Below are 12940 nucleotides of genomic sequence, written 5' to 3'. Positions count from 1 at the left end.
ACCGGAGGGGGAGGGCCGGGAGGCCCATGCCTCAGCCTGCGCGCCGCTCCCCCCGATCGGGGAGGCCCTTGCCACCGCCCGCCCGGGCCGCTACCCGCCTCCGCCTACTGCCGCGAGAACGCCTCCTGGTACAGCGCCGCGAGCTCGGGGGAGCTCTCGCCGCTGAGGCCGCAGGTCAGGATCGTGTCGCCGTCGGCCGCGACCAGGTAGTCGACCCCGGTCTCGAACACGATCGGGGCCCCATCCACCGCCGTGTCTCTGCCCTGGGTGACCGTGACGCCGTCGCCGACCTCGCCCGCGTAGCGCTCGAGCACGTGCAGGGTGACGGTGCTCCCGTCGATCGAGCGGACCTCGGCCCGGAACGCGAGCTGAGCGGGGGCCAGCGCGGCGGCCGTCACCGGCGAGCACGCGGCCATCGGCCCGCCCGTGCTCGGCAGGATCAGCGTCGAGGTGCTGCCCCCGCCCACGCCGAGTGCGAAGGGCAGCAGGAGGGAGGCGGCGGCCCCGGCGCTCAGCGCGCCGACTCCCACGATCAGCCAGGGGGACCGGCGGCGGGAGTGCACCGTCCGCGTGCCCTCACCCGTCGCGGCGGCGATCTGCTCGGCGAGCTCGTCGCGGTCGAGCGCGGGGAGGCTCCGCGCGGGGTCGACCGTGCGGAGGAGGCGGCGGACGTCCTCGTCGTCGGTTCCGGTCATCGGAGTCCCCCTTCGGGCGCGTGCGGGTCGGTGGAGTCGTAGAGCTCGGCGAAGCGGCGCCGCGCGCGGTGCAGGCGGATCGAGACGGCGTTCGCCGTGACTCCGAGGACCGCGGCGATCCCGCGGACGTCGAGCTCCTCCCACGCCCAGAGGCGCAGCAGCTCGGCGTCCTGCTCGCGCATCCGGGCGAGCACGAGGCGCACGGTCTCCTCAGTGCCCGACGCCTCGCCCTCGTCGATCTGCACCTGGGGCGGATCGACGACCGCGATCCGCTGGGCGAGCATGACCTGGCGGCGCTGCATCCGCCGGGCGTTCTGCAGCTGGAGCCGGGCGACGCCGATCGCCCACGGCACCGGGTCGTCCTCGGGCACGTCGGCGCTGCGGCGCCAGAGCACCGAGAGCGTCGCGGCGAGCACGTCGTCGGCGGTGGCGGAGTCGGTGCGCCGCCAGAGGTAGCGGCGGACGGGATCGGCGACCGCGGCGGCGACCGCGGCGAACCGGTCGGGACCCGCGAGGGGAGCTGGCATGTGCCTCATGCTCCCTCCTGTCCGGGATCGGCGCACATCTTTCACCGGCGCGCCGGGCGGGACTCCGCGCTCTCCCAGCAGCGCGGGAGCGCGGGTCGGCGCTCAACGCCGCGAGGCGCCCACGAACTCCAGCCAGCCGGCCACGAACGGCTCGATGTCGTCCACCTCGTCCAGCGCGAGAGCGTCCAGATCGACTCCGCGGCACTCCAGCGTGAGGACGTGCCCCCGCACCCAGGCGGCCGCGCGCACGGCCCCGGCTCCCTCCCAGACCTCGAAGGGCTCCGGAGCCCCGTCGACCGGGATCTCCGCGATCCGCGTGGGAGCGGGCAGCGCCTCCGGCTGCACGAACGAGACGGGCGCCTCCTCGCGGCAGCAGAGCAGCGCGACGTCGTGCCGCGGATCGCCGAGGGTCGTGCGGATCTCGACGGAGGGCCCCGGCCCGCCCGGGACCGCCTCGTCGGCGAGGAACGAGAGCCCCCGGGGGCCGCCCGTCAGCGTCCACTCCGCCAGCAGCCGCGGACCGCTCCAGCCCGAGACCGCCCAGAGCGGGAGGTCGCCGAACGACCCGCGGATCCGCGCGACCCGCTCGGCGAGGTGCGCGGAGAACTCCTCCTCGCCGAGACGCCGCGCTCCGTCCATGGCCCGATCGTAGGTCGGGTGCCGCGGCACGGCCAGACCCCTCGCTACTGTGAACGTCGACCCCCGCCTCCCTTCCCCGCCGAGGAGCCCCATGCCCATCTGGACCCTGCACGGAGACGGCCGCACCGTCGAGCCCGGCGCCGTCGTCGCCCCCGGCGAGCGGCTCGCCTGGCCGGCGACGATCGCCATCGGAATCCAGCACGTCGTCGCCATGTTCGGAGCGACGTTCCTCGTGCCCGTGCTCACCGGGTTCCCGGTCGCCACGACCCTGCTCTTCTCCGGAGTCGGGACGCTGCTGTTCCTCCTGATCACGCGCAACCGGCTCCCCAGCTACCTCGGCTCGAGCTTCGCCTTCATCGCGCCCGTCACAGCCGCGACCGCCGTCGGAGGGACGGGGTCGGCGCTCGCCGGAGTCGTCGCCGTGGGCCTCCTCCTGGCTGCCGTCGGCGTCCTCGTGCAGGTCGTCGGCCTGGGCTGGATCGACAGGCTGATGCCCCCGGTCGTCGCCGGCGCGATCGTCGCCCTGATCGGGTTCAACCTGGCTCCGACCGCGTACCTCAGCTTCAAGCAGGCGCCGATCACCGGGACGATCACGCTCGCCGCGATCATCCTGTCGAGCGTGTTCCTCCGCGGCTTCCTCGGCCGCGTCTCGATCTTCCTCGGCGTGGTCATCGGCTACGTCGTCGCCCTGCTGCGGAACGAGATCGACTACTCCGCGGTCGGCGCGGCCGACTGGTTCGGCCTGCCGCCGTTCACCTTCCCCGACTTCGCCTCCGGATCCACGTGGTCGGGCATCGCGATGTTCCTGCCGGTCGTGCTCGTCCTCATCGCCGAGAACGTCGGACACGTCCGCGGCGTCGCGACGATGACCGACGCCTCCGCCAACGCCAGCACCGGCCGGGCCCTGATCGCGGACGGTGTGGCGACCACCCTCTCCGGCGCCTTCGGCGGCTCCGGCACCACGACCTACGGCGAGAACATCGGAGTGATGGCGGCCACCCGCGTGTACTCGACGGCCGCCTACTGGGTCGCCGGCGTCACCGCGATCCTGCTCAGCCTCTCGCCCAAGGTCGGCGCCGTCTTCAACTCGATCCCGGCCGGAGTCCTGGGCGGCGCCACCACCGCGCTCTACGGCCTGATCGGCGTGATCGGCATCAAGATCTGGATCGACAACCGCGTCGACTTCTCGCGCCCGGTCAACCAGTACACCGCCGCGGTCTCCCTCGTGATCGCGATCGCCGGCTTCTCGTTCTCCTCCGGCGGCTTCGAGCTCGGCGGCATCGTCCTCGGCGCCGGCGCCGCCCTCGTGATCTACCACCTGGGCAACGCCATCGCCCGCTGGCGCCGCACCGGCGCCGACGACGGCGGCCCCCTCCCCGCCATCGGCCAGCTCGGCGGCGACCCGCAGGACCGCTGACCGCGGCCAGCGGCGAGGCGCCGCTCCAGCGCCGAGGCACCGGCCACGACGCGGTGTCTCGGTGCTGAGGGCGGTGTCCGGGTGCGGCGAGTCGCTTCGACGGGCCGGCGCCCCTCGATCGCCCGGGTCGTAGGGTTCGAGGGTGCTGGAACCCCTCGTCCCCGTGCTCTCCTTCACCCGCTACGACATGAGCGCCGCAGGATCGGCGGCATCGCTGTTCCTCGACCGCACCACTCTCTGCGGGATCTACGTCCTGGAGTTCGAGAACGGCCAGCGGTACGTCGGTCAGACCACGAACATCGTGAGCCGGTACGCGACGCACAGACGCCACCACGGCGACGTCGTCGCCTTCCGCTTCGCTCCGTGTCGACGTGACGACCTCGACCGCGCGGAAGTGGCCGAGATCCGGAGGCAGGAGGCCGAGCACAGCCTGCGCAACCTCGCGCTCACCGGCTGGCCGGGAGGCGTCGACGACCTCGGTGTCACCCTGGAGGAGGGGCGGAGCGTCCTTCTGCCCTGGAACAGGGCCGACCGTCCGCGTGTGGGCGAGGAGGGCGAGGCGACGATGCCGGGCCGGTTCTGGGAGCTGGTCCGCCGCGAGGACTACCTCGACCTCTCCGCCGCCCTGGGCAGGTACATCGGCGAAACGGTCCCCGATCCGTTCGGAACACAGCAGATCCTGTGGACGGTGTCCGCTCTGCCGTCCACGAGGCGGACGAAGAAGCGGCGCCGCCTCCTCACTCTGAGCTGCGGAGTGCTGGAGACGGTCTTCGTTCAGGAGGACCTGGAGACCGGGGAGATCGTCATCGCTGTCAATGTCGATGCACCGACGTTCGCGGAGCGGCTGGGTCAGCAGGGAGTCAGTGAGCTCCCGCCCGCTTTCGGCATCGAGTACTCGACCAGCTACAAGAGCGCGGAGGTCAGCGCCTGGGAGTTCGAGTCGTGGGAGCAGTTCTGGGAGGCGCTCGACTTCGAGCCGTTCGTCGAGGCCGCATACAAGCTCAATACGACGCTGATGCGGCGAGGCGGCAGCCCCCTCCGCCGTCATCACAACCCGTTCTTCGCCAGCGACCTGCTGTTCTCCGCGGTCAGGTTCGATGCCGAGGGCGATCGACCGATGGAGGAGCCGGCCGGCTGAGCGGCGCTGCCGCTCCCGAGACGCCGCCGTGCCGTCCGGACGCCGCCCTCCCGCGGACGTCCCGGCGCGCGCACCGCAGCACCGCCTCCGCTTACCACGTTCGGGTCAGTCCGCAACCCGGTGCGTTCCCAGGCGGCTCCCGCCTAACGTCGAGCGTGACGACCGCAGCAGCGGAACGCCGCACACCGAGTGAGACAGCAAGGAGCACCACCGTGCCGCAGATCATCGAGACCGTCGACGTCAACGTCCCCGTGTCCGTCGCCTACAACCAGTGGACCCAGTTCGAGGAGTTCCCGCGCTTCCTCGACGAGGTCGAGTCGATCCAGCAGGTCACCGACACCCTCACCGTCTGGAAGGTGAAGGTCGGCCCCGTCGAGCGCGAGTTCGAGGCGAACATCACCGAGCAGCACCCCGACGAGCGCGTCGCGTGGAACAGCACCGGCGGCGAGACCGACCACGCGGGCGTCGTCACCTTCCACAAGCTCTCCGACACCGAGACCCGCGTCACCGTGCAGCTCGACTGGGAGCCCAAGGGCTTCCTCGAGACGCTCGGCTCGCTCGTCGGCGCCGGCAGCCACGCCGTGAAGAAGGACCTGAACAACTTCAAGGAGTACATCGAGAAGCAGGGCACCCCCGACGGTGCCTGGCGCGGCGACGTCGAGGCCTGAGCCGTGACCGACGCAGCCACCTCGTCCGAGGGCGAGAAGAAGGCGAACGGTCTCGGCGACGACGAGACCATCCCGCACTCCGAGGACGGGCTGGCGGTGGGGGTCTCCGGAGACTCGCACTTCAACCCCGAGGAGGACGCTCCCGAGGAGCCCTCCGAGAGCTGACGCTCTCCTCCGGGGAGCCCGACCGCTCTCCTCCGCGAGATGCCACTTGTGCACACGACACGCCGCGAGGCACGCGCACAGGTGGCATCTCGCGGTTGAAGGCTCAGCGCCAGGCCCGGGTGTACTGCGGCGGCACCGGCAGGTCCGCGCCGAGCTCGTGCGCCATCCGCACCGGAGCGTTCGGATCGCGCAGCAGCTCGCGGGCGAGCAGCACGACGTCGGCGTCGCCGTTCGCGACCACGCCTTCCGCCTGCTCCGCCGTGGTGATGAGTCCCACGGCGCCGACCAGTGCACCGGTCGCCTTCCGCAGGTCGCGCGCGAACGGCACCTGGTAGAGCGGCGCCACCGGGATGCTGGCGTGCACGAGTCCGCCGGTCGACACGTCGAAGAGGTCCACGCCCTCGGCGCGCGCCCACTCCGAAACGGTGATCGTCTCCTCCAGCGTCCAGCCGCCCTCGGCCCAGTCGGTCGCGGAGAAGCGGACGAGCAGCACGAGCTCCCCGATCTCGGCGCGGACCGCGCGGACGACCTCGAGCAGCAGGCGCGCCCGGTTCTCGAGCGAGCCGCCGTAGGAGTCCTCGCGGGTGTTCGAGAGCGGCGACAGGAACTGATGGAGCAGGTACCCGTGCGCGGCGTGCAGCTCGATCACGTCGAAGCCGGCGTCCGCGGCGCGGCGGGCGGAGGCGCGGAACGCCTCGACGAGGCCGGGCAGCTCGTCCGCCGCCAGCTCGCGCGGCTCCGCATAGCCCTCGAACGCGACGGCCGAGGGAGCGACGGTCGGCCAGCCGCCGTCCTCCAGCGGCACGGATCCGCGTCCGCTCCATTCGCGGTAGGTCGACGCCTTCCGGCCCGCGTGGGCGAGCTGCACGCCCGCGAGCGCGCCCTGCCCGTGCACGAACTCGACGATCGGAGCCCAGGCGTCGCGCTGCTCGTCGTTCCACAGCCCGGTGTCCCAGGGGCTGATCCGCCCCTCGGGGACGACGGCGGTGGCCTCCGCGATGACGACGCCAGATCCGCCGCGCGCGAGCCCGCCGAGGTGCACGAGGTGCCACGAGGTGGGCACGCCGTCCTGCGCCTCCACCGAGTACTGGCACATCGGTGCCGCCCAGAGGCGGTTGCGCGCGGTCCTCGAGCGGAGCGTCAGCGGCTGGAACAAGGCGGTGTCGGTCATGTCTCTCCTGTCGTGCTTCTCCGCGGAACGCCGCTTCGGTACGCGATACGCCGGTGAGGGCGCACGCCGGCGGCATCTCGCGGAGGGGGTCACGTGCTCCAACCGGGAGGAGAGCCCCGCTATGCCCGGATCAGCGCGGCCAGGTCGACCCGGGCGCGTCCTGCCAGACGGTGCTCGGCGGAGCGAGCGACTCCAGCTCCTCGAACAGCGCGTCGGGGATCTCGAGCGCGTCGTCGGCCACGAAGGAGTCGTAGTGCTCGGCGGAGGTGGCGCCGACGACCGTCGTCGTCACGCGGAGGTCGCGCGTCGAGAACTGCAGCGCGGCGGCGGCGAGCGGCACGCCCGCCCGGTCGCAGACGGCTCCAATCGCCGCGACGGCGTCGACGATCTCGCGCGGCGCCGGCCGGTAGGCGTAGGAGGCGACCGGCTCCGGCCAGCGCGCGAGGGCGCCTCCGCCGTAGACCGCCGCGTTGACCACGATCACGCCGCGGTCGACGGACGCGTCGATCAGCTCCTCGGAGGAGCGGTCGACCAGCGTGAAGCGGTTGTGGGTGATCACGGCGTCGAAGAGGCCGGTGTCGACATAGTGGCGCAGCATCGGCGCGGGTCCGCCCGAGATCCCGATCGAGAGGGCGACGCCCGCCTCCTTCATCGCGACGAGCGCGCGGACCGGGCCGTCCTCGGCGAAGGCCTCGTCGTACGAGATGCGCTCCGGGTCGTGCAGGTAGAGCAGGGGGAGGACGTCCATCCCGAGGCGCTCGCGGCTCTCGTCGAGGCTGCGGCGCATCCGCTCGGCCGAGTAGCTGCCGGTGCTCGGGTCGCGGTCGAGCTTGGTGACCACGGTGATCCCCTCGGGGACGCCGCCGCGAGCCTGCAGGGCCTCCCCGATCAGGCGCTCGCTGTGGCCGCCGGCGTACTCGTTCGACGTGTCGACGACGGAGACGGCGCGGGTGGCGGCGTCGGAGTCGAGGACGCGCTCGAGGGCCGGCACCCGGTCGAGGTCGGCGACGCGCTCGGGGCGCCAGGAGGTGCCGAGGGTCAGCCGGGTGACGGTGGCGCCGGACGGGCCGAAGGGCCGGAGGCGGGAGGACTGCGGAGTCATCCGCTCAGCCTGGCAGCGCCGGGGTCCTCCCCGCATCCCGCGGAGGATGAACGGTCAGTGGACGAGAGTGCTCAGCCCGACCACGCCGAAGCCCAGGAGCGTCGTCGAGAGCGTCCCGGCGGAGAGGTGGGCGATCCGGAAGACGGCGATGGAGCGGAGCGCCGCGGCAACCTCCGAGGTCGACGAGGTGTCCTGCTCGACGGGGCCTTCCGCGGGGCTCGACGACCGGGCGGCGGACCGGCCCGAGGCCGCCCTCACGGCGGGACGCGGGCCGGTGGTGCGGCCTAGGCTCGGCACGTGACCGTCGATACCGCCGCCGCCGACTCCTCCGCCCGCTCCGCCGCGCTCGACGCTCTCGCCACTCCGGCGCTGGTGCTCGACGAGGCGGTGCTCGACCGCGACATCGCCGCCGTCGCCGCGGCTGCCCGCGAGCGGGGTCTGGCGCTCCGCCCCCACGCGAAGACGCACAAGTCGCTCGAGATCGCCCGGCGCCAGCTCGCCGCGGGGGCTGTCGGGCTCACCGTCGCGACCGTCTCGGAGGCCGAGGTCTTCGCTGCCGGCGGGATCCGCGACCTCTTCATCGCCTACCCGCTCTGGCTCGACGCCGAGCGCGCTGGGCGGCTCCGCCACGTCCTCGCGAGCGCCCGCGTGCGGGTCGGCGTCGACTCGGCGGAGTCGGCCGAGCGCCTGGCCGCGGCCCTGCCCGAGCGCGAGGGGCTCGAGGTCGTCGTCGAGATCGACTCCGGCCACCACCGCAGCGGTGTGCTCCCCGCCGAAGCCGGCGCGATCGCCGCGGCCGCCGTCTCGGCCGGGCTCGACGTCGCCGGCGTCTTCACCTTCCCCGGCCACAGCTACGCGGCCGGCAACGGAGCGGCGGCCGCCCGCGACGAGGCGCGCGCGCTCGCCGAGTCGGTCGCGTCGCTCGCGGCGTCCGGAGTCGAGGCCCGCGTGGTCAGCGGAGGCTCGACCCCCTCGGCCGCGTTCGCCGACTCCTCGGTGCTCACGGAGCTGCGCCCCGGGGTCTCGGCCCTCGGCGACGCCCAGCAGTGGGAGATCGGCACGATGACGCCCGAGGACATCGCCGTCACCGTCCTCGCCACGATCGTGTCCCGCCGCGGCGACCACCTGATCGCCGACGCGGGCAGCAAGGTGCTCTCCTCCGATCGTGGCGCGGCCTCGAGCGGCTTCGGCCGCCTGCCGAAGCACCCGGAGGCGCGCATCCCGGTGCTCTCGGAGCACCATGCGACGATCACCGGTGTCGACCTGCCCGTGGGGACGCGTGTGCGGATCGCGCCGAACCACGTCTGCGTCGCGGTGAACCTGGCCGACGAGTACCGCGTCCTCCTCCGCGACGGCGGCGGCGCCGTCTGGCCCGTCGACGCCCGCGGGCGGAACAGCTAGACGATCCGCGAGCGCGGGATCCGCAGGCCGAGCAGCGCGCTCGCCGCCAGCAGCACGAAGGCGGAGGCGAAGGCCGCGGTCGGCGACGCGGCGTCGGCGAGAGCGCCTGCGAGCAGCGGCCCGATCACGCCGCCCAGGTCGGACGCGGCCTGGAACACCGAGACCGGCTTGCCGCCGCGCTCGCCCGCGGCGTCACCGACCAGCGCACCCGGGGCCGTGCCCATGAAGGCGGCCGCCGCTCCGTAGACGCAGAGCAGCACGACGAGCAGCCACAGCTCCGAGACGAACGGCATCGCCAGCATCGCCACCGCGGCGACGGAGAACCCGCCGATCAGCGCCGGGCGCCGGCCGACCGTGTCGACGAAGCGGCCGGCGGGCGCGAGCGCGATCGTCTGCACCACCGCGGCGATCGCGAACGCGATGCCGGTCCAGGCGGGCTGCCCGCCGAGCCCCTCGACGACGAGCACGGGGACGAGCGTCGCGCGGACTCCCATCGCCGACCAGCCGAGGGCGAAGTTCGCCAGCACCGCGCTCTGGTACCGGCGGTCGCGGGCGACCTCGCGCAGGGGCTTCGTCCTCGCCGCGGCGGACGGTGCCGCGTCGCGCTCCGGCCGCTGCAGCAGGATCAGCCCGACGAGCCCCGCGATCGCGAGCGTGCCGGCGTAGAAGAAGAAGGGGGCGGTGAGCGAGATCGCCGTGAGCACGCCGCCCACCGCGGGGCCCGCCATGCCGCCGAGCAGGAAGCCGCCCTGGTAGAAGCCGATCGAGCGGCCGCGCCGCTCCGGGCTCGCGGTGCGCAGGAGGAGCGTCATCGCCGCGACGGAGAACATCGCGGAGCCGATGCCGCCGACTCCGCGCAGCAGGAGGAGGTGCGGGTAGTCGGAGGCGAAGCCGACCAGCGCCGAGGAGAGCGCGACGATGCCGATGCCGACGGCGAGCACGACCCGCTCGCCGAACCGGTCGACGAGCGGCCCCACGAACGGATTCGCGACCAGCCGCATCAGCGCGAACGCAGAGACGACCGCGCCGACCGCCGTGTAGTCGACGCCGAAGCTGCGCACGTAGGTCGGCAGCACCGGCACGACGACACCGAACCCCAGCATCACGAAGAAGGCGACGACCCCCAGCACGAGCACGTCCCGGGGCAGCCGCTCGCTGTCTCGGGAACGCCAGGGGAATCGCACCTGTCGACGCTACCCCTTCTCGAGGGCCCGGCCCGCGCCTCGATGTGTCGAGTTCGCGCCGACCGTCCGACACCCTCTCCGCGATGAATACGGTCCCAGGACCCGGCGGATCTGCCGGCGAATGAGGAGACGTCATGAAGAGTTCTATGTGGTTCGGGTCCGGTCTCGCTGTCGTCGCGCTGGCGCTGACGTCGGTTCTCGGGGCGCAGGTGGCCTCGGCCGCTCCGATTCAGCCGAACAAGAACTGCGAGTACGAGTTTCAAGGGGGTGCGTGAAGTGGTACACCGGCGTCTCGACCTGCGATCACATCTTCGAGACCAGTGCCCCGGAACATCGCAAGAAGGCCTGCGCGGTCTGGGTCACGACGGGGACGATGCACATCGAGCGATGAACGATGGTGGACCGCACGACCGCCTCATCGGCGGTACTCGTATCCGTGCTGCTCCTCGTGGGCTGCACCGAGCCGGGAGGCGATCAGCAGGCCGCTCCCTGCGTCCCGCTCGAGCGCGCGTGGAACGACTACGCGCCGGAACTCGATCCCGTTCTGCGTCCACCGTTCCGCGAAGCCCTCGCGGGCTTCGACGAGAGCTCCTCGAACTCGATCGCGTCCGACGCTTCTCGTCTCGCCACGAGCAATCTGCTCTCCGCGATCTCCGGGGATCGACGAGCGAGCGAGTACTTCTGGAACGCCATGGACTTGATCGGCCGTGAGTGCGCCGAGGCGGGAGTCCCGCTGTCGTTCGACCACCACGGCGAGCAGCTGACGACGGGGAGCAGCGCCGACCTTGGGCGCCCGCCCTGGGCTCTCGATCCGCCGCCTCAGCCGGAGAGCGGCACGATCGAGCCGACGATCCCGGAGTAGCTCACGTAGTAGAGGACGCCGTCGCGGTGGAGGACGCCGCGGCCGGGGTAGCTCTCGTCCGGTCCGTCGGGCCCGTCGAGGAAGCCCGGAGCCGCGGTGTCGGCGGCGGTGAACCCATCCGCGAGGAGCGCGGCGCTCCGGTCAGGCCACTCCGCGTCCGGGACCGCCAGCTGCCCGACCACGACCGACACGTCGCCCTGGCCGCTCCACCGGCAGAGCACCCCGTCCTCGGCGATCTCCTGCACGACGGGGTAGTCGGCGTCGTAGACCGTCGCCTCGGGTGAGAGGGCGAGACCGTCCTCGGCGAGCGACGCCTCCTCGTCGGCGGTGAGCAGGTCCTCGCAGGGGAGCAGGGCGGTGGCCGGGGTCGCGGTGGGCAGCGGAGTCGCGCTGCCGGCGCTCGCGGTCGGGACGGCACTGCTCGGCGTCGGAGCGCTCGAGATCAGCGGTGGAGCGGTCGTCGGGGCCGTCCCCTCGTCGGCGCTTCCCGTGCAGCCGCTCAGCGCGAGCAGCCCCGCCGCGCAGGCGAGCAGCGCACCGGCGCCCCTCGCGGTCGTCGTCCGGATCATCGCGAGCCCCCTCGTCCGCGGCGGCCGCGTCGCCGCCCCCTCGATCCTCTCCTCCGCTCTCGCCGGCTGTCCACCGCCCCGGGCCGGCGCCGAGGCGACTACCGCTTCGGCCCCGCGCCGATCGCCCAGACCCGCGGCGGCACGGTGCCGTTGACCGCGTGGTCGCCGACGATCCGCGCCTTGAACACCCACGGATTGTGGCTCGCGGCCGTGCGCGCGTTGCGCCAGTGCCGGTCGAGGTTCTTGCGGGTGCTCACCCCGGAGGCGCCCAGCGCGTCGAAGAGGTCGGAGGTCGCCCGGGTGGCCAGCTGCGTCAGGACGATCTGGGCCTGCGCCGTCTCGAGCTCGGCGAGGTCGTTCTGCCGCTCGTCCTCGAGCGGGTCGCCGTCGAGGGCCGCGTCGTGCGCCCGCTGCAGCGCGACCGCCGCGCGCTCCACGATCGCCGCTCCCGCATAGGCGGCGGCCGAGACCTGCCCCACCACCTGCAGGATCTGCGGATCCGCCGCGAACGACTCGGCGTTCCCGTGCGAGAAGATCCGCGTCCGCGCCCGCACCTCGGCTGCGATCTCGCGCTCGGCCCCCGCGATCGAGCCCGCCAGCACGGCCAGCAGCACCGCCTGGTAGAACGCGGTCTGGTAGCGGAACCGGGTCTCGAAGTCGATCACGTCCTCGGCCGCGACCACCGCCTCCGTGAAGGTGCTCGTCCCCGAGCCCGTGGTGCGCTGGCCGAAGCCGTCCCAGTCGTCGGCGTGCTCGACGCCCGCCTGGCGAGCGTCGACGATCGCGATCACCTTCTGCCCGGTGTCGGTGCGCTGGGCGAAGGTGTCGATCCAGTCGGCGAAGACGCTGCCGGTGGAGTAGTACTTCGTGCCGGTCACCGTGAACCGCGTCGGGTCGCCCTCGACCGGAGCGACCTTCGTCTGCACGTCGCCGATCGCGACCGTGCCGACCTCGGTCCAGGCGTTGCCGCCGAGCTCGCCGTCGGCGAAGCGCCGGAGCCAGCGCTCGCGGGTCCCGTCGGTCGCGAGGAGCCGGTCCTCGACCAGGGCGAAGTGGCCGCGGAGCGCCTGGGGGAGGTTGGAGTCGGCGGCGGCCAGCTCCGTCAGCAGGCGGAACAGCTGGGGGAGGCTCGCGCCGGCCCCGCCGGAGTCCAGCGGCACGCGCACCGCGCCGAACCCGGCGTCCGCCAGCGCTCGGATCTGCGCGACCGGCAGCTCGCGTGCGCTCTCCCGCGCCGCCGCTCCCGCCGCGATCTCGGCGAACAGCGGCCGGAACCGCCCCGCCAGCTCCTCGTAGTCCACCTCGGGCACGGCCCGCACGTCGGTCGCGGTCATCGTCGGCTCCTGTTCCGCTGCGCCCACCCCGGGCGGCTCGTGCTCGACGGTAGGGGAGGAGCCCGGTC

Annotated in this window: 16 protein-coding genes; 7 read left to right on the top strand and 9 right to left on the bottom strand. The window is 73.1% G+C overall.

Annotated elements, in window-relative coordinates:
* Nucleotides 1-104: 104 nt before the first annotated feature.
* From C5C49_RS10525 to C5C49_RS10515, 3 genes are all read right to left on the bottom strand, one after another.
* On the bottom strand, nt 105-695 hold the full coding sequence (locus C5C49_RS10525) for a hypothetical protein (protein WP_104346126.1): 591 nt from the start codon (nt 693-695) through the stop codon (nt 105-107).
* A complete protein-coding gene (locus tag C5C49_RS10520) occupies nt 692-1222 on the bottom strand; it encodes an RNA polymerase sigma factor (RefSeq protein WP_181135755.1) in 531 nt (176 codons plus the stop codon). Before C5C49_RS10520 ends, C5C49_RS10525 begins: the two co-directional genes overlap by 4 nt.
* 102 nt (nt 1223-1324) lie before the next feature.
* Entirely contained in the window at nt 1325-1861 is a 537-nt protein-coding gene (locus C5C49_RS10515; RefSeq protein WP_104225957.1) for a hypothetical protein, read from the bottom strand.
* A gap of 91 nt (nt 1862-1952) precedes the next feature.
* On the opposite strand from C5C49_RS10515, the gene C5C49_RS10510 reads away from it, so the two are divergent.
* The 4 genes from C5C49_RS10510 to C5C49_RS17005 all read left to right on the top strand — a co-directional run bounded on the left by C5C49_RS10510 (nt 1953) and on the right by C5C49_RS17005 (nt 5249).
* Nucleotides 1953-3278 (top strand): uracil-xanthine permease family protein, encoded by a 1326-nt coding sequence (locus C5C49_RS10510; protein ID WP_104225956.1) that lies wholly within the window; start codon nt 1953-1955, stop codon nt 3276-3278.
* A gap of 142 nt (nt 3279-3420) precedes the next feature.
* The gene (locus C5C49_RS10505; protein WP_104249738.1) at nt 3421-4416 is read left to right on the top strand and encodes a GIY-YIG nuclease family protein; all 996 of its coding nucleotides are present in this window, start codon (nt 3421-3423) and stop codon (nt 4414-4416) included.
* Between the two features lie 212 nt (nt 4417-4628).
* A complete protein-coding gene (locus tag C5C49_RS10500) occupies nt 4629-5084 on the top strand; it encodes an SRPBCC family protein (RefSeq protein ID WP_104224157.1) in 456 nt (151 codons plus the stop codon).
* 3 nt (nt 5085-5087) lie between these two features.
* Nucleotides 5088-5249: a hypothetical protein gene (locus C5C49_RS17005; RefSeq protein WP_167299017.1), complete on the top strand. Its 162-nt coding sequence runs from the start codon at nt 5088-5090 to the stop codon at nt 5247-5249.
* A gap of 103 nt (nt 5250-5352) precedes the next feature.
* On the opposite strand, the gene C5C49_RS10495 is transcribed toward C5C49_RS17005, so the two are convergent.
* From C5C49_RS10495 to C5C49_RS10485, 3 genes are all read right to left on the bottom strand, one after another.
* Nucleotides 5353-6420 (bottom strand): NADH:flavin oxidoreductase/NADH oxidase, encoded by a 1068-nt coding sequence (locus tag C5C49_RS10495; RefSeq protein WP_104282465.1) that lies wholly within the window; start codon nt 6418-6420, stop codon nt 5353-5355.
* Between the two features lie 130 nt (nt 6421-6550).
* The gene (locus C5C49_RS10490) at nt 6551-7522 is read right to left on the bottom strand and encodes an aldo/keto reductase (protein ID WP_181135754.1); all 972 of its coding nucleotides are present in this window, start codon (nt 7520-7522) and stop codon (nt 6551-6553) included.
* 54 nt (nt 7523-7576) lie between these two features.
* Complete coding sequence (locus C5C49_RS10485) at nt 7577-7780, bottom strand: hypothetical protein (protein ID WP_146084876.1); 204 nt, start codon at nt 7778-7780, stop codon at nt 7577-7579.
* Between the two features lie 39 nt (nt 7781-7819).
* Between C5C49_RS10485 and C5C49_RS10480 the strand changes: the two genes are divergently transcribed.
* Complete coding sequence (locus C5C49_RS10480; RefSeq protein WP_104346121.1) at nt 7820-8923, top strand: alanine racemase; 1104 nt, start codon at nt 7820-7822, stop codon at nt 8921-8923.
* Here the strand turns inward: C5C49_RS10480 and C5C49_RS10475 are convergent.
* The gene (locus tag C5C49_RS10475; RefSeq protein ID WP_258068439.1) at nt 8920-10107 is read right to left on the bottom strand and encodes an MFS transporter; all 1188 of its coding nucleotides are present in this window, start codon (nt 10105-10107) and stop codon (nt 8920-8922) included. The two genes, C5C49_RS10480 and C5C49_RS10475, sit on opposite strands and share 4 nt — an antisense overlap.
* Nucleotides 10108-10241: 134 nt before the next feature.
* Between C5C49_RS10475 and C5C49_RS17000 the strand changes: the two genes are divergently transcribed.
* Both C5C49_RS17000 and C5C49_RS10470 read left to right on the top strand, forming a co-directional pair.
* The gene (locus tag C5C49_RS17000) at nt 10242-10382 is read left to right on the top strand and encodes a hypothetical protein (protein ID WP_181135753.1); all 141 of its coding nucleotides are present in this window, start codon (nt 10242-10244) and stop codon (nt 10380-10382) included.
* 119 nt (nt 10383-10501) lie between these two features.
* On the top strand, nt 10502-10969 hold the full coding sequence (locus C5C49_RS10470) for a hypothetical protein (protein ID WP_104346120.1): 468 nt from the start codon (nt 10502-10504) through the stop codon (nt 10967-10969).
* Here the strand turns inward: C5C49_RS10470 and C5C49_RS10465 are convergent.
* Both C5C49_RS10465 and C5C49_RS10460 read right to left on the bottom strand, forming a co-directional pair.
* Nucleotides 10927-11538, bottom strand: coding sequence for a hypothetical protein (locus tag C5C49_RS10465; protein WP_104346119.1), 612 nt, complete (start codon nt 11536-11538; stop codon nt 10927-10929). The two genes, C5C49_RS10470 and C5C49_RS10465, sit on opposite strands and share 43 nt — an antisense overlap.
* Before the next feature lie 98 nt (nt 11539-11636).
* Nucleotides 11637-12872: an acyl-CoA dehydrogenase family protein gene (locus tag C5C49_RS10460; protein WP_104346118.1), complete on the bottom strand. Its 1236-nt coding sequence runs from the start codon at nt 12870-12872 to the stop codon at nt 11637-11639.
* Nucleotides 12873-12940 lie beyond the last annotated feature (68 nt).

It is taken from the genome of Rathayibacter sp. AY1E2, assembly GCF_002932325.1.
Lineage (GTDB): Bacteria > Actinomycetota > Actinomycetes > Actinomycetales > Microbacteriaceae > Rathayibacter.
Note: the sequence above shows the minus strand (reverse complement) of the source record. Positions and strands in the feature narration are given on the sequence as shown.

Coding starts and splice junctions, on each gene's coding strand:
- C5C49_RS10525 (WP_104346126.1), bottom strand. CDS start 695: ATGACCGGAACCGACGACGAGGACGTCCGCCGCCTCCTCCGCACGGTC.
- C5C49_RS10520 (WP_181135755.1), bottom strand. CDS start 1,222: ATGCCAGCTCCCCTCGCGGGTCCCGACCGGTTCGCCGCGGTCGCCGCC.
- C5C49_RS10515 (WP_104225957.1), bottom strand. CDS start 1,861: ATGGACGGAGCGCGGCGTCTCGGCGAGGAGGAGTTCTCCGCGCACCTC.
- C5C49_RS10510 (WP_104225956.1), top strand. CDS start 1,953: ATGCCCATCTGGACCCTGCACGGAGACGGCCGCACCGTCGAGCCCGGC.
- C5C49_RS10495 (WP_104282465.1), bottom strand. CDS start 6,420: ATGACCGACACCGCCTTGTTCCAGCCGCTGACGCTCCGCTCGAGGACC.
- C5C49_RS10490 (WP_181135754.1), bottom strand. CDS start 7,522: ATGACTCCGCAGTCCTCCCGCCTCCGGCCCTTCGGCCCGTCCGGCGCC.
- C5C49_RS17000 (WP_181135753.1), top strand. CDS start 10,242: ATGAAGAGTTCTATGTGGTTCGGGTCCGGTCTCGCTGTCGTCGCGCTG.
- C5C49_RS10470 (WP_104346120.1), top strand. CDS start 10,502: ATGGTGGACCGCACGACCGCCTCATCGGCGGTACTCGTATCCGTGCTG.
- C5C49_RS10465 (WP_104346119.1), bottom strand. CDS start 11,538: ATGATCCGGACGACGACCGCGAGGGGCGCCGGTGCGCTGCTCGCCTGC.
- C5C49_RS10460 (WP_104346118.1), bottom strand. CDS start 12,872: ATGACCGCGACCGACGTGCGGGCCGTGCCCGAGGTGGACTACGAGGAG.